The sequence below is a fragment of the Acidovorax sp. CF316 genome (genome assembly GCF_000276605.1).
GTDB lineage: Bacteria > Pseudomonadota > Gammaproteobacteria > Burkholderiales > Burkholderiaceae_C > Acidovorax.
In genome coordinates, this window is sequence record NZ_AKJX01000265.1 from 1 (window position 1) to 21,666 (window position 21,666).

Here is a 21,666-nt window from a genome sequence, read left to right on the forward strand (position 1 = left end):
GGCTGGATGCCGCGCGCCAGCGCCAGCCACACCAGCAGCACCGCCAGCGGCAGGATCACGAACTGCGGCAGCATCACGCCCTTGATGATTTCGGTGGCCAGCACGCTGCGCTTCTCGCGCGTCTCGGCCACCTGCACCAGCGCCAGGGGGCTGTCCTTCAAGGGCAGGCGCACCCAGATGTAGGCCACGCGGATGTCGATGCCGCGCAGCTCGGCATCGCGCAGCCGCACCTCGCCGGGCATGGGCACTTCGTCGGAAGGGGGTGCCGGCAGTTCGCGCTCGCCCGAGAGGAACTCGCCGCTCACGCCCTTGACCTGGTAGTACACCACGTCGGAATCGTCGGCACGCAGGATTTCGCTGGCCGGCTGGGGCAGGTTGAACTGCACGGCCCCTTTTTGCACGCCCACGAGCTGGGCCAGGGCATGGGCGTTGTACTCCAGCGCCCGGTCGAACGGCTTGTTGGCCAGGCCCTGGGCCACCAGCCAGGTCAGCGCCAGGCTCACGGGCCACAGCAGCAGCAGCGGGGTGAGCATCCAGTCCAGGATCTCGCCGAACAGGGAGCGCTGCTCGCGCTGGAAGATTTTCAAGGACTAGCCCGGGATCTTTTCGAGGCAGTAACCCAGGCCGCGCACCGTGGCAATGCGGATCGGGCCGCGCTCGATCTTCTTGCGCAGGCGGTGGATGTAGACCTCGATGGCGTTGTTGCTCACCTCCTCGCCCCATTCGCACAGGCGCTCGACCAACTGCTCCTTGCTCACCAGGCGCCCGGCGCGCTGCAGCAGCACCTCCAGCAGGCCGAGCTCGCGCGCGGACAGCTCCACCATCTTGCCGTCGATGGTGGCCACCCGGCCGGCCTGGTCGTAGACCAGCGGGCCATGCTTGATGGCGCTGCTGGTGCCGCCCATGCCGCGGCGCGTGAGGGCGCGCACGCGCGCTTCGAGCTCCTGCAGGCTGAAGGGCTTGGCCATGTAGTCGTCGGCGCCGAAATCCAGGCCCTTGACGCGCTCTTCCACGCTGTCGGCCGCGGTGAGGATCAGCACCGGCAGGGCCGAGCCCCGGCTGCGCAGCTTCTTGAGCACCTCCAGCCCGTGCATGCGCGGCAGGCCCAGGTCCAGGATCAGGAGGTCGAACTCGTTGTTGGTCAGCAGCGCGGCATCGGCCTCGCTGCCGCTGGCCACGTGGTCCACCACGGCACCGGAGCTGCGCAAGGTGCGCAGCAGGCCATCGGCCAGCACCTGGTCGTCTTCGGCAATGAGGATGCGCATGCGGGTGTCTCCTGGTGGGCGGCCTGTAGGGCAGGTTCTTGGGTTGGATTCTAGGGCGTGCCATCGGTTCAGTGCCGGCCCTCGCCGGTTGGCGCCGAAAGCGCGCGGCCTTTGGCTGGGTGCAAGCCTGGCGCATGGACAATGCGCGCCATGCACATCCTGCTCATCGAAGACGACCTGGACCTGGGGCAGGCGCTGCTGCAGGCCCTGCAGCTCGATGGCTTCACCGTGCAATGGCTGCGCAGCGCGGCGGCGACGCCGCCCGTGCCCGATGCCGACGAGGTGGCCGCGGTGCTGCTCGACCAGACCTTGCCCGACGGCCAGGGCATGGCGCTGCTGCGCCGCTGGCGCCGCGCTGGCCTGGCGCTGCCCGTGATCGTGATCACGGCCCGCACGGCGCTGCAGGACCGGATCGACGGCCTGGACGGCGGGGCCGATGACTATGTGCTCAAGCCCTTCCATGTACCCGAGCTGCTGTCCCGGCTGCATGCCGTGCTGCGGCGCAGCGCCCGGCAGACCAGCGACGAGTGGATGCTGGGCGCCCTGCGGATCGCACCGCGGCGGCACGAAGCCTGGCTGGAAGAGGTACCCCTGGCGCTGTCGCCGCGCGAATTCCGGCTGCTGCTGGAGCTGGCGCGCGAGCCCGGCACGGTCATCGCCAAGAACGTGCTGGCCCAGCGGCTCGAACCGCTGGGCGATGCCCTGGACGCCGCCACGCTGGAGGTGCATGTCTCCAACCTGCGCAAGAAGATCGGCGCGGAGCGCATCGCCACCGTGCGCGGCGTGGGCTACCGGCTGCAGCAGCCATGACGGCGCCGGCGCTGCGGCCACGTTGGTGGGGCCCCAGCCTCACGCGCCGGACCTTGCTGGCCCTGCTGGCGGCCATGGCGCTGGTATGGCTGGTGCTGCTGGCCCAGGAGGCTCGCAACCACTACGCAGCGATGGACGGCAACCCGGGGGTGCGCCAGCTGGCCCAGGGCCTGGCGGTCCCTCTGAAGGCCATGCCCGATGTGGTCGAGGCGCGGGCGCTCGTGCGCGGCATGGCCCAGGCCCTGAATGCCATGCGCACCGACGTGGCCCTGCTGCAGGGCGATACAGTCGTGCTGCAACTGCAGGACGCGCAGGGACGGCTGGTGCACAGCAGCGCTGCCGAGTTGCCCGGGGTGGCCCTGGCCGGGCCGTCGGGCCATGCGCCCATGGAGATTGCCGGCCGAATCTACTGGGCGGCCTGGGAATCCGCCGGCGCCTGGCGCGTGCTGGTGGCCGAGCCGCGCCTGTCCGATGCGCGCCTGCTGGGCTTCATGGGCGAAGACCTGGCGATGTCGGTGCTGCTGGCGCTGCCCCTGGTGGGCCTGCCCTTGTGGCTGGCCGTGCGCACCGGCCTGCGCCCGCTGGAAAGGCTGGGGGCGCAGATTGCCGCGCGCTCGGCGCAGGACCTGCGGCCCTTGCAGAACCTGCCGGCCGAGCGGGAGTTGCGGGGGCTGGCCCAGGCCTTCGACGCCTTGCTGGGCCGGCTGCGCGGGCACCTGGCGCGTGAGAAAGCCCTGGTGCACGACGCGGCCCACGAATTGCGCACGCCGATGGCGGTGATCGCCGCCCAGGCCCATGTCCTGCTGCAGGCACCGGAGGGGCCGGTGCGCGCGCAGGCCGCCGACGCCCTGGTGCAGGCCCTGCAGCGTGCAGCGCACCTGAGCGAGCAATTGCTCACCCTGGCGGCACTGGAGGAGTCCCCCAGCCTGCGGGCGGGCCCACTGGACCTGGTGGCCCTGCTCCAGGATTGCGTGGTGCAGCGCAGCCCCTGGGCCGACGGCCTGGGCGTGGAGCTGTCCCTGGAGGCACCGGAACGCTGGGTGCTGCCGCTTGACCGCCAACTGCTGTGGTCGGCGCTGGGCAATGTGCTGGACAACGCCCTGCGGCACGGATGCGGGCCAGGCGCCGGGCGCGAGGTGCTGGTGCGGGCCACGCAGGAGGGCGCGGAGGTGGTGGTCTGGATTGCGGACGACGGGCCGGGCATCGGTGTGGACGAACAGGCGCAGGTGTTCGAGCGCTTCTGGCGCTCGCCGCGCGCGCGCAGCAGCGGATCGGGCCTGGGGCTCACCATCGCGCAGCAGGCCGTGGCCCACCTGGGCGGCAGCGTCACCCTGGGGCCAGGCCTGCACGGGCGCGGCGTGGGGTTCACGCTGCGCTGGCCCATGTCCTTTGGCTGAGCCCAAGGTTCGGGTTCCAACAATCGGGCATCTTCTTTTTTTGTACGAGATGCCATGCAGCTTCCGATCCTTCCCGCGGCGCCCCGTGCCGCCCTCCCTCGCCGCCAGTGGCTGGCTTTCGTGGGGCTGGGTACCCTGCTCACCGCCTGTGGGGGCAGTGGGGGTGAGCCCCTCCTTCTCGATCCGGAACAGGCGGACCTGCAGTCCCGCGCCAGCGATCTGGTGACCGAGGGGCTGGTCGGCACCGCCGTGGGCTGGGCCGATGTCCGTGAGGTCCGCACGGCGGTGGCCGGCCTGCGCCGCCTGGGGGGCCGTGCACTGCTGGAGCCGGGCGACCTGATGGCCATCGGCTCCAACACCAAGGCCATGACGGCCTGCGTGGCGGCCAGCGTGGTGGACCAGGGGCTGCTGCGCTGGGACAGCACGCTGGCGCAGGTGCTGCCTGAACTGGCCCGCGACGCGCTACCCGCCTACCGCCACATCACGCTGCGGGCTCTGCTGGACCACCGTGCCGGTGTCATGGCCTTCACGGCCCCGGCGGACATTGGCCTGTTCGAGCAGCAGGCCGGGGAGCCGGTGCTGGTGGGGCTGCAGCAGCCTGCCGAGGTCGAGGCGTTCTTTCTGCGCTGGCTGCTGCAGCAGCCGCCCATCCCTGCCACGGGGGCGTTGCCGGGCTATGCCTACTCCAACGCCGGCTATGCACTGGCGGCCCGGATGCTGCGCGCTGCCACGGGCCTCGGCTGGGCAGACCTGCTGCGCCAGCGCGTTGCCCAACCCCTGGGCCTGGCCCTGTTCGTGGGTGCCCCCCTGCGCCATGGGGGCCACCAGCCCCAGGGCCACGAGGTCGTGGGTGGGCGCCTGCAGCCCCAGGCCCTGCCCGAGGCGCCGGAGCGGGCCTGGTTCGAGATCCTGGAACCCGCCGGAGCGGTGAGCCTGACCGTGCGCGACGATGCCCTGTGGCTGCAGTGGCACCTGCGGGCCCTGCGCGGCGAGGCCACACCCCTGCCCCGAAGCTATGTGCAGGCGCTGCAGGGGCTGGGCCGCACACCGGCCGACAACTATGTGCTGGGCTGGGTGGCGCAGACCGAGCAGGGTTCGGGGTGGCTGGTGCACACCGGGCAGACGCTGGGATTCCAGGCCGTCTCCGTCGTGGCCCTGGACGGATCCCGTGCCGGCCTGGCCCATTCCAACACGGCCACCGACGACAGCCTGGTGCGGCTGTTCGAGGCCGTCACCGGGCTGCTGTCCTGAACCGTCGGTCAGCGCGGGTCGTGCGCCAGCAGCTTGTCCACCAGCGCCCGCAGGTCGGTGCGCAGCCGTGCCATGCCCTCGGGGTGCTGGGCCAGGGTGGTCTCGTCCATGTACAGCCGGCGGTTGATCTCGAGCTGGATGCTGTGGCGGTGCGCAGCCGGGTCGCTGTAGCGGCGCACCAGCTCCACGCCCTTGTAGGGGTGGTTGTGCTCCACGCTGTAGCCGCAGCCGCGCAGGTGTTCGCAGACCAGGGCCGAGAGGGCGGGGCTCGAAGTGGTGCCATCGCGGTCGCCGACGACGAAGTCGGCATGCACCAGGCCGGGGAAGTCGGTGGCGTGGCTGGCGGCCACGGCGGGCATGGAGTGGCAGTTGATGTGGATGCTGTAGCCGTGCCGTGCGTGCGCGGCATCGATGGCCTGCTGCACCGCGCCGTGGTAGGGGCGCCAGCAGCGCTCGATGCGCGCGCGCACCTCGTCCACCGTGAGCAGGCGCTGGTAGATGGGTTCGCCTTCGTCGGTGAACTTCCAGATCAGGCCCTTGCCCAGGCGCACTTTGGAGAGCACGCGCGGGTCGGTGGAGATGGGGTCGGGCCACTCACCGTCGAGCAGCGTGGTGTCGAGTTCGGTGGTGTCGCGGTTGGCATCGAGGTAGATGCGCGGGAAGTGGGCTTCGACCCAGGCCACGCCCAGCGGCGGGGCGAAGTCGTAGATCTTTTCGACGTGGGTGTCTTCGGCGCGGCGCAGCGTGGGCAGCTCGCAGGCGGAGCCGAAATCGTCGGGGTAGCGGGTGCCGCTGTGCGGCGAGTCGAGCACCAGGGCGGTGGTGCCGGGCAGGTAGGTGAAGGTTGTCGCAGGCGCCAGCGGGGTGCCGGGGGAACCGGTGGCACCGGGCTGGGCCTGCTGGAATCGTCGGTTGATCAGTTTCAAAGCGGCATGCATAGGCAGAGTGTGCGCAATAAGGGGCGGCTGGCCTAGCCGCCCGGACCGGTTGGAGACTATGGTTATCCCTGAAGGGATGCCATGGGCCTCACCAGCTAGGGCCTTTGCAGGCCCCCTGTCGGGGACCTGGGGAAAATCAGTCCAGCGCGATCCTGGCGTAGGCCGCCACGCGCTTCATCTTCTCGATCTCGCGCACCAGCTGGGCCGAGAAGTCCTTGGGCGTGGTGCCCGAGGGGTACAGGCCCTGGCCGGCCAGGCGCTCGCGCACCGCAGGTTCCTGCAATGCCTGCGCCACGGCCTGCTGGATGCGGTCCACGGCAGCCGCGGGCGTGCCGGCAGGGGCCACCAGGCCGAACCACGACGGGTCGTTGTTGTTGGCAAAACCCAGCTGCGCATAGGTGGGGACGTCCGGCAGCACGTCAAGCCGCGTGGGCCATGAGACCGCCAGCGCCTTGAGCTTGCCGGCCTTGATGTGCGGCAGCGAGGAGGCCACCTGGTCGAAGTACACGGCCACCTGTCCGGCCAGCACGTCGTTGATGGCCGGGCCTGCACCACGGTAGGGGATGTGCACCATGGAGGTGCCCGTGCTGCTCTTGAACAGCTCGCCCCACATATGGCCGATGGTGCCGTTGCCGGGCGTCGCGAACGACACGCGGCCGGGGTTGGCCTTGAGGTACTTCACCAGGTCGGCGAAGTCCTTGACGGGCAGTGCGGTCGGATTCACCACGACCACGCCGGGGGCCTTGACGATCTCGGTCACGCCCACGAAATCCTTGATCGGGTTGTAGGGCAGCTTGCTGTACACGGCCGGGTTCACGCCATGGGTGGACAAGGTGGCCACGCCCAGCGTGAGGCCGTCGGCCGGGGCGCGCGCCACCTCCGCCATGCCGATGGAGCCGCCTGCGCCGGCGCGGTTGTCCAGCACCACGGGTTGCTTGAGGATGCGCACCAGCGACTCCTGCAGTGCGCGCACGGTGATGTCGGTGGCACCCCCGGGCGGAAAGGGCACGACGATGCGCAGAGGCTTGGCATCTTGCGCCAGGGATATTCCAGGAACGAAAGATGCGGCAGCCAGGGTGGTGAGCAGATGACGGCGTTTCATGGGCGGTTTTCCTATGGAGGGGCTTTGAGGTTAATGGATCCGGTACCCTCTACCAAGCAATGGATGTGCCTGATAACATTCCAATATGGAATGATTTGAGAACTTACTATGTCGTCTCTTCGCCGCCTGTCTCCACCCCTGCACCTGCTGCGTGCGTTCTCCACCGTGACCCGGTTCGGGGGCGTCTCACGCGCAGCCGAAGCGCTGCACCTGACCCAGAGCGCTGTGAGCAAGCAGGTCAAGGAGCTGGAGGGCTGGGTGGGTGTGCCGCTGTTCGAGCGCAGCCGCAAGCGCCTGGCCCTGACCCCGGCGGGCGAGCGCTATGAAAAGGCCGTGCGCGCCGTGCTCGCGCAGCTCGAAGCGGCCACGCTGGAGCTGATCACCAGCGACGATGGGGGTGGCGCGCTGCACCTGTCGAGCCTGCCGACCTTCGCGGCCAAGTGGCTCATCCCGCGGCTGCCGCAGTTCCAGCAGCAGCACCCGCAGGTCACGCTGCACTTCGTGCCCTATGTGCACAGCTACAACTTCGAGCGGCCCGAGCTCGATTGCGCCATCCTCTTCGGCGACGGCCACTGGCCTGGAGCCCATGCCCACTACCTCACGGGTCAGGACGTGGCGCTGATCGCACCGCGCACCCGCGTGGCGGACTGGGCCATCGACCACCCGCGCGATGTGGCGCGCCACACCTTGCTGCGCCATGTCACGGTGCCCGAGGCCTGGCTGCGCTGGAGCGAAACGCATGGGGTGCAGGGGCTCAACCCGCTGGCCGGCCCGCAGTTCGACCAGTTCCAGTCGATGATCCGTGCGGTGATGGCCGGCATGGGCCTGGCACTGGTGCCGCGCTGCCTGGTGCAGGACGAGATCACCAGCGGCCTGGTGCGCGAGCCCCTGCCCGGCTGCGGCTACCAGAGCGAGGTGGGCTACTGGTTCTGCTACCCCGAGGGGCGCAACCAGCTGCAGACCCTGCAGCAGTTCCGTCAGTGGCTGCTGGCTTGTGCCGAGCCTGCGTCCGCCGCTGCACTGCTGCCGCCTGCATAGGCAGCTTGGCTGGCCCAGGGTCAACTGTTGTTGACGGATTTCGAGTCGTCAACTACAGTTGACGTCATGCAGGCACTCCCCTCCCTTCCGTCGCCCGAAGATCCCGAAGCCGCGCTCGCTTCCGTGGTGGCCTTGCGCCAGATGGCCGACCGGCTCGAGGCCAATGCCGTCGCTGCGGCGCTGCGGCAGGGCTGGTCCTGGGCGCAGATCGCGCAGGCGCTGGGTGTCAGCAAGCAGGCCGCGCACAAGCGGCTGTCCGCCCATGTCCCCCGATCCTGAGACAAAGGAGTTCCACCATGTTCCGCAAGCTGCAGCACCGTTTCCAGAGCATGCGCACCTTGAGCCGGCTGTGCACGGATGCCGAGGCCCATGCCCGTTCGCGTGGCCAGCCCGCGCCGGGCGTCGAGCACTTTCTGCTCGCAGCCATGGACCTGCCCGACGGCTCGGCGCGGCGTGCCTTCGAGAGTGTCGGTGCCGATCCGGCGGCCGTGGGTGAGGCCATCGAGCGCCAGTACCGCGAGGCCTTGCAGGCCGTGGGCGTGCAAGGCCCTTTGGCGCCCGCGGCCGCTCTGGACGCCCCAGCGGCGGCCGGCCTCTACCGCGCCCAGCCCTCGGGCCAGGAACTGGTGCAGGCCCTCGCCCGTTCTAGCAAGGAGCAGGCGGGCCCCTTGCTGGGGGCGCATGTGGTGGCCGCCATCGCGGCCATGCCGCAGGGCGTGGCCGCGCGCACGCTGCGGGCCCTGGGGATCGATGCCGCGAGGCTGGTGGCTGCCGCCCGGGCCCAGGTGCCGTCGGCCGCCTGAGCGGGGTTCACGGCGCCTGCATGCCGGCGGCATCGCCGCCTGCATAGGCCTCCAGCCCGATGGCCACCACCGTGGCCACGTCCTTGCCCACCTCGCTGCGGAACTCCGCCTCGGCCTGGGCCACCGCATCGCGAAAGGCCTGCAGCCACGCCAGGCCTGTGGAGGTGAAGCACACGCGGCGCGCGCGCGCGTCCAGCGGGTCCGCCGCGCGCGTGACCAGGCCCCAGGCCTCGCACTGGTCCACCAGGGTGGCCATGGCCTGCTTGGTCATGCCGGCGCGCTGGGCCAGATCGGTCAGACGGTCGCCCTGCAGCGCCAGGTGGCGCGTGATGTGCACGTGCGCGGCGCTCACCTGGTCGCGCGCGGCCAGGTTGGATAGCGCCAGTGGCACCTCCACGTTGTGCGCCATGAGCTGCAGCACCCGGGCGTCGAAGCGGCGCATGGCATGGCCGAGCAGGCGACCCAGGTGGGTCTGGCGCCAGCCGTCCTCGGCGGGGGTGGGCGGCGGTGCCGCAGGCAAGAAATCAGGCATGCAATATTGTCAGGCAAACTGACTAAATAGTGCATTGCTGCCGTGCAATGGCTCGCATAAACTACTGTTCAAGCATCCAGCCTGTAGTTAATTGCAGACGAAGTGCAAACACCCAACCCGTTGTTTCTCAAGGAGTTTTCCATGGACGTCGCAGTCAAAGGCACCAACCCCCCCCTCCCCGTCAACACCGAAAAGGCCAAGGCGCTGGCGGCTGCGCTCGCCCAGATCGAGAAGCAATTCGGCAAGGGCACCATCATGCGCCTGGGCGAAGGCGAGGTGATCGAGGACATCCAGGTCGTCTCCACCGGCTCGCTGGGTCTGGACATCGCCCTGGGCGTGGGCGGACTGCCACGTGGCCGTGTGGTCGAGATCTACGGCCCGGAATCCTCGGGCAAGACCACGCTCACCCTGCAGGTGATTGCCGAGATGCAAAAACTGGGTGGTACCTGCGCCTTCGTGGACGCCGAGCACGCGCTGGACGTGCAGTACGCCCAGAAGCTCGGCGTGCAGCTGTCCGACATGCTGATCAGCCAGCCCGACACGGGTGAGCAGGCCCTGGAAATCGTGGACAGCCTGGTGCGCTCGGGCGCCGTGGACCTGATCGTCATCGACTCGGTCGCCGCGCTCACGCCCAAGGCCGAAATCGAAGGCGAGATGGGCGATGCCCTGCCGGGCCTGCAGGCCCGCCTGATGAGCCAGGCGCTGCGCAAGCTCACGGCCACGATCAAGAAGACCAACTGCACGGTCATCTTCATCAACCAGATCCGCATGAAGATCGGCGTGATGTTCGGCAGCCCCGAAACCACCACCGGCGGCAATGCGCTCAAGTTCTACGCCTCGGTGCGCCTGGACATCCGCCGCACCGGCACCATCAAGAAGGGCGACGAAGCCATCGGCAACGAGACCAAGGTCAAGGTGGTCAAGAACAAGGTGAGCCCGCCCTTCAAGACGGCCGAGTTCGACATCCTGTTCGGTGAGGGCATCAGCCGCGAGGGCGAGATCATCGACATGGGCGTGACCGCCAAGATCGTGGAGAAGTCGGGCGCCTGGTACGCCTACAACGGCGAGAAGATCGGCCAGGGCCGTGACAACGCGCGCGAGTTCCTGCGCGAAAACCCCGACCTCGCCCGCGAGATCGAGAACAAGGTGCGCGAAGGGCTGGGCATTGCGCTGCTGCCCGACGGGCTGCAAGCGGCTGCCCCGGCAGGCGATTCGGACGAGTGATGCGGCGGCGCATTGGGCGCCACCGCAACACACCTGGGCGGCCATTGCGCAGTGTTGCGGCAATGGCCGCTGTGCATTGGACCATTGCCTGGCTGCCTGCCAACCAAACCCATGGGCTTTGACACCGTTTCCCTGAAGGGCCGCGCGCTGCGGCTGCTGGGCCAGCGCGAGCACTCGCGCGCCGAGCTGCTGCGCAAGCTGCGCCCGCATGTGCAGGAGGGCGAGGACCTCGAGGCCGTGCTGAACGAGCTGGAGGCCAGGGACTTCATCAGCGAGGAGCGTGTGGTGGCCTCGGTGGTGCACCAGCGCGCAGGCCGCATGGGCGCGGCGCGCATCCGCCAGGAGCTGCAGTCCAAGGGCATCGGCGGCGAGGCCGTGCAGCAGGCCCTGGCACAGCTGCAGGACACGGAGCTGGCCCGCGCCCGCGAGGTGTGGCGGCGTCGTTTCGGCGAGCCGGCTGCCGATCCCCAGGGGCGCGCCAAGCAGGTCAGGTTCCTGATGGCGCGCGGTTTTTCCAGCGATGTCGTGCGCCGCGTGGTGCGCGGCGTGGGGGATGATGAAGTTTAGATGCCCAGCATCAGCTTGAGGTTCTGCACCGCGGCGCCGCTGGCGCCCTTGCCCAGGTTGTCCAGGCGCGCCACCAGCACCGCGTGGCGGTAGGTCTCGTTGGCGAACACGCGCAGCTCCAGCTTGTTGGTGTCGTTGAGCGCCAGGGCATCGAGCTTGCCGTCGGCCGTGGCCGGCAGCACGCTGACCCACTGCTCGGGCGTGTTGCTCTTGGCGTAGTGGGCGGCCAGCGCGTCGTGCAGGTCGCTGGCCTTGGGGGCGCCAGGCAGGGTGTCGAGGTGCAGGGGCAGTTGCACCAACATGCCCTGCTCGAAATTGCCCACCGAGGGCACGAAGATGGGCCGGCGCGTGATGCCGGTGTAGCGCATGATCTCGGGCAGGTGCTTGTGCGCCAGGCCCAGGGCATACAGCTCGAACAGCGGGGCCTCGCCTTTCTGGTAGGCCTCGATCATGGTGCGCCCGCCGCCCGAATAGCCACTGACCGAGGGCAGGGCCAGCGGGAAGTCCTCAGGGATGAGGCCGGCGTCGACCAGGGGGCGCAACAGGGCGATGGCGCCCGTGGCATAGCAGCCAGGGTTGGCCACGCGCGTGGCGGCGGCCACGGCCTCGGGCTGGCCGGCCGTGAGTTCGGGAAAGCCGAACACCCAGCCGGGCGCGATGCGGTGGGCGGTGCTGGCGTCGATGATCTTGATCTTGCGGCCGCCGGCCTGCTCGATACCGTCCACCATGGCCACGGTCTCGCGCGCGGCGTCGTCGTGCAGGCACAACACCACCAGGTCCACGCCGGCGATCAGCTCGCGCTTGGCGGCGGGGTCCTTGCGCAGCTCGGGCGCGATGCTGACCAGCTCGACCTCGGGCATGGCCTGCAGGCGCTCGCGGATCTGCAGGCCCGTGGTGCCGGCTTCGCCATCAATAAAGACTCTGGACATGGGTTGCTCCTGCTGGTCTGGCAGCGTGGACTGCCGGGTAAGAATGGATGGACGTAAACGCTGTACGTGTTAGGCACAAGGGATGGTGCGTCGCAGCATGATACAGTCGAAGGTTGCCATGCCCCAAGCCCGCGGCCAGACACCTGTTCATGGTAAACGGGTAAATACCACCCTTCCCTGAGAGAGACCTCATGAAGATTCACGAATACCAAGGCAAGGAAATCTTGCGCAATTTTGGTGTGCCCGTTCCGCGCGGCATTCCCGCATTCACGGTGCAAGAAGCCGTCGAAGCTGCCCAGAAGCTCGGCGGCCCCGTGTGGGTCGTCAAGGCCCAGATCCACGCCGGTGGCCGTGGCAAGGGCGGTGGCGTCAAGGTCGCCAAGACCATTGAAGACGTCAAGCGCATCTCCGGTGAGATCCTGGGCATGCAGCTCAAGACGCACCAGACCGGCCCCGAAGGCCAGAAGGTCCGCCGCCTGTACATCGAAGACGGCGCCGACATCAAGAACGAACTGTACGTCTCGCTGGTCACCGACCGCGCCACGCAGAAGGTCGCCCTGATCGCTTCGAGCGAAGGCGGCATGGACATCGAGGAAGTGGCCCACTCCACGCCCGAGAAGATCATCACCGAGATGATCGATCCCCTGACCGGCATCACCCCCGAGCAAGGCAAGAAGGTGGCTGCAGCCATCGGCCTGACCGGTGCTTCCGTTGACCAGGCCCTGGACATCTTCGCGAAGATCTACAAGTGCTACATGGAAACCGATGCGTCGCTGGTGGAAATCAACCCGCTGAACTGCGACTCCAAGGGTGACCTGATGGCCCTGGACGCGAAGTTCAACTTCGACGCCAACGCGCTGTTCCGCCACCCCGAGATCGTGGCCTTCCGTGACCTGGACGAAGAAGATCCGGCCGAAGTGGAAGCTTCCAAGTTCGACCTGGCCTACATCAGCTTGGACGGCAACATCGGCTGCCTGGTGAACGGCGCCGGCCTGGCCATGGCCACCATGGACACCATCAAGCTGTTCGGCGGCGAGCCGGCCAACTTCCTGGACGTGGGCGGCGGTGCCACCCCCGAGAAGGTCACCGAAGCCTTCAAGATCATGCTCAAGAACCCCAAGGTCGAAGGCATCCTGGTCAACATCTTCGGCGGCATCATGAAGTGCGACACCATCGCCACCGGCGTGATCACCGCCTGCAAGGCCGTGAACCTGAACGTGCCACTGGTCGTGCGCATGAAGGGCACCAACGAAGAGCTGGGCAAGAAGATGCTGGCCGAGTCCGGCCTGCCCATCATCGCCGCAGACACCATGGCCGAAGCTGCGACCAAGATCGTTGCTGCCGTCAAGTAAGCCCGGAGAACACACATGTCGATCTACATCAACAAAGACACCAAGGTCATCACCCAGGGCATCACGGGCAAGACGGGCCAGTTCCACACTGAAAAGTGCCAGGAATACGCGAACGGCAAGAACGCCTTCGTGGCAGGCGTGAACCCCAAGAAGGCCGGCGAGTCGATCTTCAACATCCCGATCTACGCCTCCGTCAAGGAAGCTGCGACGCAGACCGGCGCCACCGTGTCGGTGATCTACGTGCCGCCCGCAGGCGCTGCTGCCGCGATCTGGGAAGCCGTCGAAGCCGACCTGGACCTGGCCATCTGCATCACCGAAGGCATCCCCGTGCGTGACATGCTCGAAGTGCGCAACAAGATGAAGGCCAAGGAAGCCGCCGGTGGCAAGAAGACCCTGCTGCTGGGCCCCAACTGCCCCGGCCTGATCACGCCTGACGAGATCAAGATCGGCATCATGCCCGGTCATATCCACCGCAAGGGCCGCATCGGCGTGGTGAGCCGTTCCGGCACGCTGACCTACGAAGCCGTGGCCATGCTGACCGAAGTGGGTCTGGGCCAGTCGAGCGCCGTGGGCATTGGTGGCGACCCCATCAATGGCCTCAAGCACATCGATGTGATGAAGGCGTTCAACGACGATCCGGACACCGACGCCGTGATCATGATCGGCGAAATCGGCGGACCCGATGAAGCCGAGGCCGCCCAGTGGTGCAAGGCCAACATGAAGAAGCCTATCGTGGGCTTCATCGCTGGCGTGACGGCCCCTCCCGGCAAGCGCATGGGCCATGCCGGCGCGCTGATCTCCGGTGGTGCCGACACGGCCGATGCCAAGCTGGCCATCATGGAAGAGTCCGGCTTCATCATCACGCGCAACCCCTCGGAACTGGGCAAGCTGCTCAAGGCCCAGCTGAAGTAAGCCACGCGCATCCGTTCGTAAGCACAATTACGGACGCATCGGGCGCAGGCGCCCGATACACTGGCCGCTCCAAAAAAGAGAAGCGCCCGGAACCCCGGTTCCGGGCGCTTCTTGCATTCATAACAGTGGAGTCATCGACAATGGAATTTCTGCAAGCGGCCGATTTCTGGATCGGCCTGGTCAAGATCGTCTGGATCAACATCATCCTCTCGGGTGACAACGCGGTGGTGATCGCCCTGGCGGCCCGCTCGCTGCCCCCTGAGCAGCAGCGCAAGGCGGTGTTCTGGGGCTCGGGCGCGGCCGTGGTGCTGCGCGTGCTGCTCACGGTGGTGGCGGCCAAGCTGCTGGCGCTGTCCTTCCTGCAGGTCGTGGGCGGCTGCCTGCTGCTGTGGATCGGCTTCCAGCTGCTCAGCGACAGCGACGAGGACGAGGGCGAATCCAAGACCTATGGCAGCCTGATGGCGGCGGTGCGCACCATCCTCATGGCCGACCTGGTCATGAGCCTGGACAACGTGATCGCAGTGGCCGCGGCGGCGCAGGGCAGCACCACGCTGCTGGTCCTGGGCCTGGCCATCAGCATTCCGCTGGTGGTGTTCGGCAGCACGATGATGATCAAGCTGATGGAGCGTTTCCCCGTGATCGTGGTGCTGGGCGCGGCCCTCATCGGTTGGGTGGCGGGCGAGACCATCGCCGGCGACACGGCACTGCAAGGCCTGGTGGCCGCCCATCCGTCGCTGCACTACGTGGCTGCGGCACTGGGTGCCATCCTGGTGGTGGGTGGTGGCAAGCTCTGGCAGCGCCGCGCCAGCCGCGCCGCCGCATCGACCTGACAAAAATGGCATTTGCAGCGCCAGGCGCTGCAGGCCAACGACAAGAACGGCAGGCAAGACCCGCCACCACAGGGTTTGGGACCACTGCAAGGGGCTGATCGGGGCTGGTGGACGCCGGGCTTGGAAATTGCTTCTAAAGGTATCTCATTACCTCCGTGGATCGATCGCAAGTGGGCAGAACAACATCGGCACAGCAGCTGGTTTGGTGGCGTACCGATGGCTTTGTCTGCGCACTGGTGGCAGCCGTCGTGGTGGCCCTTGCCAGCACGATGGGCTGGGTGCACCGGCTGGATCTGGCCATGTACGACGCGGCCGTCGGCAGTGCGTCGGCCGAGCCTGCGGCGGACCTGGTGGTCGTTGGCATCGATGACCGCAGCTTCAAGGCCCTGGGCCCCTGGCCCTGGCAATCCGAGGTGCACGCGCGCTTTGTGGACCAGCTCACTGCGGCTGGCGTCCGGGCCATCGTCTACACCATGCCGCTGCCGGAAACGCCAGCCCGCCCCCTGCCCGTCCCCGCCGTGCCTGGCGAGCCACCGGCGGCTGGAGGCGTGCCCGGCGCGGAAGTCGCTGCACCGACCGGCGATGCCCGGCTGGCCCTGAGCCTGCAGCGCGCGGGCAACGTGGTGTTGGTGTCGCAGTACGCGGCCGCTGGCCCGGCTGCCGCGCTGCCGTCGTACGTGCGCCGCAGTGTGCTGGCGGACCCGGGCGAGCATGCCGTGCCTGCCGCCTCCGGGCGGCATCCCCCTGCCGTGCTGGCGGCCGCGGCATCCGCGATTGGCCACCTGCAGTTGACCCCCGACCCGGATGGCGTGCTGCGCCACATGCCCCTGCTGCTGGCCCATGACAAGGCCGCCGTGCCATCGGTCGCCCTGCTGACGGCGCTGCGCAGCCTGCAGTTGGGGCCGACCGATCTGCGCCTGCAGGCCAGCGCGCCCTGGTTGCGCCTGGGCAGCCTGGGCATTGCCACCGACAGCACCTCGGTGCTGCGGCCCCTGTTCCATGCCCCGGAAGGAGGGCAGCCGGTGTTTGCCCGAACGGCCTTCGCGCAGGCGCTCTCTGCAGCGCCCGGCGCCCCCGGTTTCCAGGGCAAGACGGTGCTGGTGGGTTTCACCTCGGCCGCGCAGGCGGCGCCCATGGCAACGCCGGGCGGCCAGTCGCTGTACCCGGTGGAAGTGCTGGCGCAGATGGTGTCGGCCATCCGGCAGGGCCATGCCGTGACGGCCCCGGACTGGGCGGCACCGGCGGCATGGCTGGCCATCGTGGTCGCCCTGGTTTACCTGGCATTGGCCCTGCCCCAGGTGAGCGCCTTGGCCGGCCTGGCCGTGAGCGTGGCCTTGCTGCTGGCGCTGGCCGGTGCCCAGTGGCTGGCGCTGGAGCATGCCCTGCTGTCGTTCTCGCTGCTGGGGGCCGCTTTGGCCGTGGCCGTGGGGCAGCTTGTCATGCTGGCGCTGAAGTTGCGCGGCCGCGGCGGTGCTTCGCGCGCGAAGTCGGCCGAGGCCGCCGAGTCCCGGCGCATGCTGGGCCTGGCGCTGCACGGCCAGGGCAAGCTGGAGCAGGCGTTCGAGCACTTTCGCCGGCTGCCGATGACCGAGGCCCTCAAGGACAACCTCTACCATCTGGCCCAGGATTTCGAGCGCAAGCGCAACTACGCCATGGCCAAGCTGGTGTACGAACGCATCCTGCGCCATGACCGCCAGTACAAGGATGCCAAGCTGCGCTACCGGAAGATGCGTGCCCGTGCCAAGTCCGCTTCGGGCCAGCCTGACACGGCACCACCCAGTTCGGCACCAATGCCCATGCCCAGCGTGCCCGCCAAGCCGCGCCTGCCGGGCGACGCGACCATCGGCCTGCCCATGCTGGGCCGTTACGAGATCACCAAGGAGATCGGCAAGGGCTCCATGGGTGTGGTGTATCTGGGGCGCGATCCCAAGATCGGCCGCATGGTCGCCATCAAGACGCTGGCCCTGGGCCAGGAGTTCGAAGGCGATGGGCTGATCGACGCGCGCTCGCGATTCTTCCGTGAGGCCGAGACGGCGGGGCGGCTGCAGCATCCCTACATCGTGACCATCTTTGATGCGGGCGAGGAGCATGACCTGGCCTACATCTCCATGGAGTTCCTCAAGGGGACCGACCTGTCGCCTTTCTGCAAGGAAGGCAACCTGCTGCCGGTGCCGCTGGCGCTGTCGGTGGCGGCCCGCGTGGCCGAGGCGCTGGACTATGCCCACGCCAACCAGGTGGTGCACCGCGACATCAAGCCGGCCAACGTCATGTTCGACGCGGCGACCGACGCGGTCAAGGTGACCGACTTCGGCATCGCGCGCATCACCGACTCCAGCAAGACCCGCACGGGGCTGGTGCTGGGCACGCCGAGCTTCATGTCGCCCGAACAGCTGGCCGGCAAGAAGGTGGACGGGCGCTCGGACCTGTACTCGCTGGGCGTGACCCTGTTCCAGATGCTCACCGGCTCGCTGCCCTTGCGCGGGGCTTCCATGCCCGAGCTGATGCACAAGATCGCCAGCGTGCCGGCCCCCGATGTGCGCACGCTGCGGCCCGAGCTGTCGGCCGAGGTGGCCGAGGTGGTGGCGCTGTCGATGATGAAGCGCCCCGAGGCCCGTTACCAGACCGGGCGCCAGTTTGCGGCCGAGATACGGCGTGCGCTGGCGGCGCTGGTGGGCGCTGAAACCGCCACAAAGCAGCGGACAGTCGTCTATGATGCGGCTCGCAAGGCAACAGGGCACGACATGGCGGATTTTCAGGAAACGGTGATGGAATATCCTGTAGAGAAGGATCCTTCACTGCCGCCATCCAGCGCCCGATGAGGCCTGTGCCGCTCAATCCATGAATTACGATTTTTTTGCGCGCACCGATCGGGGGCGGGTGCGCAGCAACAATGAAGACGCCGTCGCGATCGACCGGGATGCCCAGCTGGCCATCCTGGCCGATGGCATGGGGGGCTACAACGCGGGTGAAGTGGCCAGCGGCATGGCCACGACCTTCATCCGCACGGAAATGGCCCGCTGGCTGGCCCAGGCTGGAAGCACGCCCCAATCGACGGATGTGCGCCGGGCACTGGAAATCTGCGTGGAAAACGCTAATCACGCCATTCTGGGGGCGTCGCTGTCGAACCCCCAGTATGCCGGCATGGGCACCACGCTGGTGGCTGGCATCTTCCAGGGATCACGGCTGATCCTGGGGCACATCGGAGATTCACGCTGCTACCGCCTGCGCGGCGGGGTGCTGCAGCAGATCACGCGCGACCACTCTTGGCTGCAGGAACAGGTGGATGCCGGCATCCTCACGCCGCACCAGGCGGCGATCTCTTCCAACCGCAACCTGGTCACCCGCGCCCTGGGCGTGGAGCCCAACGTGCTCATGGAAGTCAATGAATTCCAGGTGGCGCCGCACGACCTGTTCCTGATGTGCTCGGACGGGCTCACGGACATGGTGTCGGATGCCGATCTGGCGGAGATGGTGCGTGCAGCCCTCCCGCTGGAGGAAAAAACCACATTGCTTATTGATACCGCCAATGCACACGGTGGTCGTGATAACGTTAGCGTACTGCTGGTACAGGCTGGCGCGGGGGGCAAGAAACGCAGCCTCATGTCCCGCCTGCTGGGCGCTGCCTGACGGTGCCGACCCCATAACAAATCTCAAATCAGGAGTGGATCATGCCCAGAATGATCGTTTCGATCGACGGCGTCGTCATCAAGGAAGTTCAGTTGACCAAGGACCGCACCACCCTTGGACGCAGGCCGTACAACGATATCGTGATCGACAACCTGGCGGTGAGCGGCGAGCACGCGATCTTCCACATGGTCGGGCATGACGTCGAGATCGAGGACCTGGGTAGCACCAATGGCACCTATGTGAATGCCAAGGCCGTCAAGCGCCAGGAACTGCGCAATGGCGATACGGTGGAAGTGGGCAAGTACAAGATCCGTTTCCTGCACGAGGCCGAGGGCGAGAATTTCGAGAAGACCATGATCTTCAAACCCGGCATGGTGCCGCCACTGGGCACGGCGTCGCGCCCTGCCGGTCTGCCGGCAGCGCCCGCGCCCGCACCGATCACGGCCGTGATCAAGGTGATGTCCGGCGCCGCCGCCGGGCGCGAGGTCTCGCTGCTCAAGGTGGTGACCACCATCGGCAAGCCGGGCGTGGCTGTTGCCTCGATCACCAAGCGCCACCACGGTTTCGTGCTGGCGCATGTGGAAGGCCCGGACATGCCGCTGCTCAACGGCTCGGCCATCGGCTTGTCGCCGGTGCCGCTCAAGCACGGCGACAAGCTGGAGCTGGCCGGCACCGAGATGCAGTTCGAGCAGACCTGACGGGGGCGCGCCGTGCCGCCCGCCTGGCTCGGCCCCCTGTCTGCCCAGCGCCGGGCGCCACCACATTGAGCCATTCTGATGCGGCCACGGACTGGTTCCTGGTTGGCGCGCCGCTGGCGCCGCATCGCCGTCACCCTGTTGCCGCTGCTGTTCGCCCTGCTGCACGTGGGCGGAGTCCTGCACCTGCAGGTGCTCGAGCGGCTGGAAAACATCATCTACGACACCCGCCTGCGCGCCACCATGCCGGGGACGACGGACGAGCGCATCACCATCGTCGACATCGACGAGCGCAGCCTGGAACGCATCGGGCAGTGGCCCTGGGGCCGTGACAAGATGGCCCGCTTCGCGGGCGAGTTGCTGGAGCGCCAACAGGTGTCCGTGCTCGGCTTCGACGTGGTTTTTGCCGAGCCCGACGGCAGTTCGGGCCTGGCCAGCCTGCAGCGACTGGCGCAGGGCCCGCTGAATGGGAATCCCGGTTTTGCCGAACAGCTGGCACGGCTGTCACCGGAGCTGGACTACGACGCCTTGTTTGCCCAGTCGCTGCAGGGTCGGCCCGTGGTGCTGGGCTACTATTTCACGAGCGACCGGGACGGACAGGCCCGGGGCGTCCTGCCCGAACCTGCGCTGCCCCTGGACCGGCTGCGTGGCAAGCCCTTGAGGGCCACCTCCTGGCAGGGCCATGGCAGCAATATCGGGGTGCTGGCTCGGGCAGCGCCTGCGGCGGGGTTTTTCAATTCCATCACCGATCCCGATGGGGTCGTGCGCTCCCTGCCGCTGCTGGCCGAGTTCCGGGGCCGCTACTACGAGTCGCTGGCTTTGGCGATGCTGCGTGTGGCGACGGGGGTGAAGGACGTGGAGCCCCTCTATGCCTCGTCGGAATTCGACCACGACGTGTTGCAGGGCATCCTGTTGCGCCAAGGCCAGCGCGGGATCCGCTTGCCGGTCGATCCCAATCTGGCAACCCTGGTGCCCTACCGCGGGCCGGGTGACGTTGCCGGCGGCTCGTTTCGCTATATCTCCGCCAGCGACGTGCTGGAAGGGCGCTTGCCGCAGGGCAGCCTGAAAGGCCAACTGGTGTTGGTGGGGTCCACGGCGCCAGGCCTGGTCGACCTGCGGGTGACACCCGTGGGGCGCACCTACCCTGGTGTGGAGACGCATGCCAATCTGCTGTCCGCCTTCCTGGACGGCGCGAACGTGCTTCAACCGGACTACGCCCCCGATTTCGATGTGCTGCAGTTGGTGGTGACAGGGCTGCTGCTGGCATTCTCATTGCCCTTGCTGACGGCGGGCTGGGCCGTGCTGCTCAGCGCCGGGGTGTTTGCCGGGCTGGTGGGGCTGAACCTCTGGCTGTACCAGTCGCATGGCCTGGTGATGCCTCTGGCGACCGCCCTGGTGCTGGCGCTGTCCGCTTTCACGCTGAACATGGTCTATGGGTACTTTGTGGAAAGCCGCTCCAAGCGGGAGCTTGCCGCCCTGTTCGGCACCTATGTGCCCCCGGAGTTGGTGGATGAGATGCTCAAGGAGCCTGAGCGCTACACCATGGATGCCATCAACCAGGAGTTGACGGTGATGTTCTGCGACATGCGCGGCTTCACGGCATTGTCCGAGCGCATGGAGCCCCTGCAACTGCAGGCCCTGCTCAACGGCGTGTTCAGCCGCCTGACCCAGATCATCCGCGGCCGTCGCCAGGGCACCATCGACAAGTACATGGGAGACTGTGTGATGGCCTTCTGGGGGGCTCCCGTGGCCACGCCCGGGCACGCCGAGTCCGCCGTGGCGGCGGCGCTGGACATGACCCGGGCGGTTGCCCAGCTCAACGAGGAGCACCGCCGCAAGGGGCTGCCGGAGATCGGCGTGGGCATCGGCCTGAACACCGGCACCATGTGCGTGGGCGACATGGGCTCGAACATCCGGCGCAGCTACACCGTGATCGGCGATGCGGTGAACCTGGGCTCCCGGCTGGAGGGGCTGTCCAAGACCTATGGCGTGACCATGGTGGTCAGCGATAGCACGCGGGCCATGGCCCCGGGCTTCATCTGGCAGGAACTGGACCGGGTGCGCGTCAAGGGCAAGGCCCAGGCCGTCGCCATCTACACGCCCGTGGGCACGGTGGCCGAGCCGCTGTCGCCCGAGCGGGAGCAGCAACTGGCCCTGTGGCACCAGTTTCTTGGCGCCTACCGGGCCCAGGAATGGGATGCATCTGCCCTGCTTTTGCGGAATTTGCACGCATCGGAACCTGGAAACATCCTGTATTCGCTGTACGCGGGCCGCATTCAGGCCCTGCGGGTGTTACCCTTCCAGCCGGATTGGGACGGTGCCACCCAATTCGACACCAAGTAGGACAATGGCCGCAAGCTGCACCGACAAAAACCCAAGAGACGACAGCAAACA

The 21,666-nt window shown here is 67.8% G+C and carries 21 protein-coding genes; 15 read left to right on the top strand and 6 right to left on the bottom strand.

Annotation, left to right across the window (positions count from 1 at the left end; all coding sequences use genetic code 11):
- Nucleotides 1-587: sensor histidine kinase N-terminal domain-containing protein (locus PMI14_RS29685; RefSeq protein WP_007860683.1), on the bottom strand; the 587-nt coding region annotated here is incomplete at its 3' end.
- A gap of 3 nt (nt 588-590) precedes the next feature.
- Nucleotides 591-1,265, bottom strand: coding sequence for a response regulator transcription factor (locus PMI14_RS29690; RefSeq protein ID WP_007860685.1), 675 nt, complete (start codon nt 1,263-1,265; stop codon nt 591-593).
- A gap of 150 nt (nt 1,266-1,415) precedes the next feature.
- Between PMI14_RS29690 and PMI14_RS29695 the strand changes: the two genes are divergently transcribed.
- The 3 genes from PMI14_RS29695 to PMI14_RS29705 are packed head-to-tail and all read left to right on the top strand — an operon-like array spanning nt 1,416 to nt 4,723.
- Nucleotides 1,416-2,075: a response regulator gene (locus PMI14_RS29695; protein ID WP_007860687.1), complete on the top strand. Its 660-nt coding sequence runs from the start codon at nt 1,416-1,418 to the stop codon at nt 2,073-2,075.
- Nucleotides 2,072-3,472: a HAMP domain-containing sensor histidine kinase gene (locus PMI14_RS29700; protein ID WP_007860688.1), complete on the top strand. Its 1,401-nt coding sequence runs from the start codon at nt 2,072-2,074 to the stop codon at nt 3,470-3,472. The genes PMI14_RS29695 and PMI14_RS29700 overlap by 4 nt, the downstream gene beginning before the upstream one ends.
- 54 nt (nt 3,473-3,526) lie before the next feature.
- Nucleotides 3,527-4,723, top strand: coding sequence for a serine hydrolase (locus PMI14_RS29705; protein ID WP_007860690.1), 1,197 nt, complete (start codon nt 3,527-3,529; stop codon nt 4,721-4,723).
- A gap of 8 nt (nt 4,724-4,731) precedes the next feature.
- Here the strand turns inward: PMI14_RS29705 and PMI14_RS29710 are convergent, their stop codons facing one another.
- Both PMI14_RS29710 and PMI14_RS29715 read right to left on the bottom strand, forming a co-directional pair.
- Entirely contained in the window at nt 4,732-5,661 is a 930-nt protein-coding gene (locus tag PMI14_RS29710; protein ID WP_007860692.1) for an N-formylglutamate amidohydrolase, read from the bottom strand.
- 136 nt (nt 5,662-5,797) lie between these two features.
- Entirely contained in the window at nt 5,798-6,763 is a 966-nt protein-coding gene (locus PMI14_RS29715; protein ID WP_007860698.1) for a tripartite tricarboxylate transporter substrate binding protein BugE, read from the bottom strand.
- Nucleotides 6,764-6,871: 108 nt separating this feature from the next.
- Here PMI14_RS29715 and PMI14_RS29720 point away from each other — a divergent pair, with 108 nt between their 5' ends.
- The 3 genes from PMI14_RS29720 to PMI14_RS29730 all read left to right on the top strand — a co-directional run bounded on the left by PMI14_RS29720 (nt 6,872) and on the right by PMI14_RS29730 (nt 8,604).
- Nucleotides 6,872-7,801: a LysR substrate-binding domain-containing protein gene (locus PMI14_RS29720; protein ID WP_007860700.1), complete on the top strand. Its 930-nt coding sequence runs from the start codon at nt 6,872-6,874 to the stop codon at nt 7,799-7,801.
- A gap of 66 nt (nt 7,802-7,867) precedes the next feature.
- Nucleotides 7,868-8,080, top strand: a complete 213-nt coding sequence (locus PMI14_RS29725; RefSeq protein ID WP_007860703.1) for a helix-turn-helix domain-containing protein — start codon at nt 7,868-7,870, stop codon at nt 8,078-8,080.
- Between the two features lie 17 nt (nt 8,081-8,097).
- Nucleotides 8,098-8,604, top strand: coding sequence for a Clp protease N-terminal domain-containing protein (locus PMI14_RS29730; protein WP_007860705.1), 507 nt, complete (start codon nt 8,098-8,100; stop codon nt 8,602-8,604).
- Between the two features lie 7 nt (nt 8,605-8,611).
- Here PMI14_RS29730 and PMI14_RS29735 read toward each other — a convergent pair whose 3' ends face one another.
- Nucleotides 8,612-9,136: a MarR family winged helix-turn-helix transcriptional regulator gene (locus PMI14_RS29735; RefSeq protein WP_007860706.1), complete on the bottom strand. Its 525-nt coding sequence runs from the start codon at nt 9,134-9,136 to the stop codon at nt 8,612-8,614.
- A 141-nt stretch (nt 9,137-9,277) separates the two neighbouring features.
- Between PMI14_RS29735 and recA the strand changes: the two genes are divergently transcribed.
- Both recA and recX read left to right on the top strand, forming a co-directional pair.
- Nucleotides 9,278-10,360: a recombinase RecA gene (gene recA / locus PMI14_RS29740; protein WP_007860707.1), complete on the top strand. Its 1,083-nt coding sequence runs from the start codon at nt 9,278-9,280 to the stop codon at nt 10,358-10,360.
- Between the two features lie 111 nt (nt 10,361-10,471).
- Complete coding sequence (recX, locus tag PMI14_RS29745; RefSeq protein WP_007860708.1) at nt 10,472-10,927, top strand: recombination regulator RecX; 456 nt, start codon at nt 10,472-10,474, stop codon at nt 10,925-10,927.
- Here recX and argC read toward each other — a convergent pair.
- On the bottom strand, nt 10,924-11,856 hold the full coding sequence (gene argC, locus PMI14_RS29750) for an N-acetyl-gamma-glutamyl-phosphate reductase (RefSeq protein WP_007860709.1): 933 nt from the start codon (nt 11,854-11,856) through the stop codon (nt 10,924-10,926). The two genes, recX and argC, sit on opposite strands and share 4 nt — an antisense overlap.
- Nucleotides 11,857-12,047: 191 nt before the next feature.
- Here argC and sucC point away from each other — a divergent pair, with 191 nt between their 5' ends.
- The 7 genes from sucC to PMI14_RS29785 all read left to right on the top strand — a co-directional run bounded on the left by sucC (nt 12,048) and on the right by PMI14_RS29785 (nt 21,615).
- Nucleotides 12,048-13,208: an ADP-forming succinate--CoA ligase subunit beta gene (sucC, locus tag PMI14_RS29755; RefSeq protein ID WP_007860710.1), complete on the top strand. Its 1,161-nt coding sequence runs from the start codon at nt 12,048-12,050 to the stop codon at nt 13,206-13,208.
- Between the two features lie 15 nt (nt 13,209-13,223).
- Nucleotides 13,224-14,120, top strand: a complete 897-nt coding sequence (gene sucD, locus PMI14_RS29760; RefSeq protein ID WP_007860711.1) for a succinate--CoA ligase subunit alpha — start codon at nt 13,224-13,226, stop codon at nt 14,118-14,120.
- Nucleotides 14,121-14,260: 140 nt separating this feature from the next.
- On the top strand, nt 14,261-14,950 hold the full coding sequence (locus PMI14_RS29765) for a TerC family protein (RefSeq protein ID WP_007860713.1): 690 nt from the start codon (nt 14,261-14,263) through the stop codon (nt 14,948-14,950).
- A gap of 170 nt (nt 14,951-15,120) precedes the next feature.
- Nucleotides 15,121-17,769, top strand: a complete 2,649-nt coding sequence (locus PMI14_RS29770) for a CHASE2 domain-containing serine/threonine-protein kinase (protein ID WP_035206306.1) — start codon at nt 15,121-15,123, stop codon at nt 17,767-17,769.
- Nucleotides 17,770-17,788: 19 nt separating this feature from the next.
- Nucleotides 17,789-18,577, top strand: a complete 789-nt coding sequence (locus PMI14_RS29775; RefSeq protein ID WP_007860723.1) for a Stp1/IreP family PP2C-type Ser/Thr phosphatase — start codon at nt 17,789-17,791, stop codon at nt 18,575-18,577.
- Nucleotides 18,578-18,618: 41 nt separating this feature from the next.
- Nucleotides 18,619-19,275 carry an FHA domain-containing protein gene (locus tag PMI14_RS29780; protein WP_007860725.1) on the top strand — a complete coding sequence of 219 codons (657 nt, stop codon included), beginning with the start codon at nt 18,619-18,621 and terminating at the stop codon, nt 19,273-19,275.
- 78 nt (nt 19,276-19,353) lie between these two features.
- Nucleotides 19,354-21,615: a CHASE2 domain-containing protein gene (locus PMI14_RS29785; RefSeq protein ID WP_007860727.1), complete on the top strand. Its 2,262-nt coding sequence runs from the start codon at nt 19,354-19,356 to the stop codon at nt 21,613-21,615.
- Nucleotides 21,616-21,666: the final 51 nt, after the last annotated feature.

Excerpts from the sequence above, each read along its gene's own strand:
- PMI14_RS29690 (WP_007860685.1), bottom strand. The coding sequence starts at position 1,265 with ATGCGCATCCTCATTGCCGAAGACGACCAGGTGCTGGCCGATGGCCTG.
- PMI14_RS29695 (WP_007860687.1), top strand. The coding sequence starts at position 1,416 with ATGCACATCCTGCTCATCGAAGACGACCTGGACCTGGGGCAGGCGCTG.
- PMI14_RS29700 (WP_007860688.1), top strand. The coding sequence starts at position 2,072 with ATGACGGCGCCGGCGCTGCGGCCACGTTGGTGGGGCCCCAGCCTCACG.
- PMI14_RS29705 (WP_007860690.1), top strand. The coding sequence starts at position 3,527 with ATGCAGCTTCCGATCCTTCCCGCGGCGCCCCGTGCCGCCCTCCCTCGC.
- PMI14_RS29710 (WP_007860692.1), bottom strand. The coding sequence starts at position 5,661 with ATGCATGCCGCTTTGAAACTGATCAACCGACGATTCCAGCAGGCCCAG.
- PMI14_RS29715 (WP_007860698.1), bottom strand. The coding sequence starts at position 6,763 with ATGAAACGCCGTCATCTGCTCACCACCCTGGCTGCCGCATCTTTCGTT.
- PMI14_RS29720 (WP_007860700.1), top strand. The coding sequence starts at position 6,872 with ATGTCGTCTCTTCGCCGCCTGTCTCCACCCCTGCACCTGCTGCGTGCG.
- PMI14_RS29725 (WP_007860703.1), top strand. The coding sequence starts at position 7,868 with ATGCAGGCACTCCCCTCCCTTCCGTCGCCCGAAGATCCCGAAGCCGCG.
- PMI14_RS29730 (WP_007860705.1), top strand. The coding sequence starts at position 8,098 with ATGTTCCGCAAGCTGCAGCACCGTTTCCAGAGCATGCGCACCTTGAGC.
- PMI14_RS29735 (WP_007860706.1), bottom strand. The coding sequence starts at position 9,136 with ATGCCTGATTTCTTGCCTGCGGCACCGCCGCCCACCCCCGCCGAGGAC.
- recA (WP_007860707.1), top strand. The coding sequence starts at position 9,278 with ATGGACGTCGCAGTCAAAGGCACCAACCCCCCCCTCCCCGTCAACACC.
- recX (WP_007860708.1), top strand. The coding sequence starts at position 10,472 with ATGGGCTTTGACACCGTTTCCCTGAAGGGCCGCGCGCTGCGGCTGCTG.
- argC (WP_007860709.1), bottom strand. The coding sequence starts at position 11,856 with ATGTCCAGAGTCTTTATTGATGGCGAAGCCGGCACCACGGGCCTGCAG.
- sucC (WP_007860710.1), top strand. The coding sequence starts at position 12,048 with ATGAAGATTCACGAATACCAAGGCAAGGAAATCTTGCGCAATTTTGGT.
- sucD (WP_007860711.1), top strand. The coding sequence starts at position 13,224 with ATGTCGATCTACATCAACAAAGACACCAAGGTCATCACCCAGGGCATC.
- PMI14_RS29765 (WP_007860713.1), top strand. The coding sequence starts at position 14,261 with ATGGAATTTCTGCAAGCGGCCGATTTCTGGATCGGCCTGGTCAAGATC.
- PMI14_RS29775 (WP_007860723.1), top strand. The coding sequence starts at position 17,789 with ATGAATTACGATTTTTTTGCGCGCACCGATCGGGGGCGGGTGCGCAGC.
- PMI14_RS29780 (WP_007860725.1), top strand. The coding sequence starts at position 18,619 with ATGCCCAGAATGATCGTTTCGATCGACGGCGTCGTCATCAAGGAAGTT.
- PMI14_RS29785 (WP_007860727.1), top strand. The coding sequence starts at position 19,354 with ATGCGGCCACGGACTGGTTCCTGGTTGGCGCGCCGCTGGCGCCGCATC.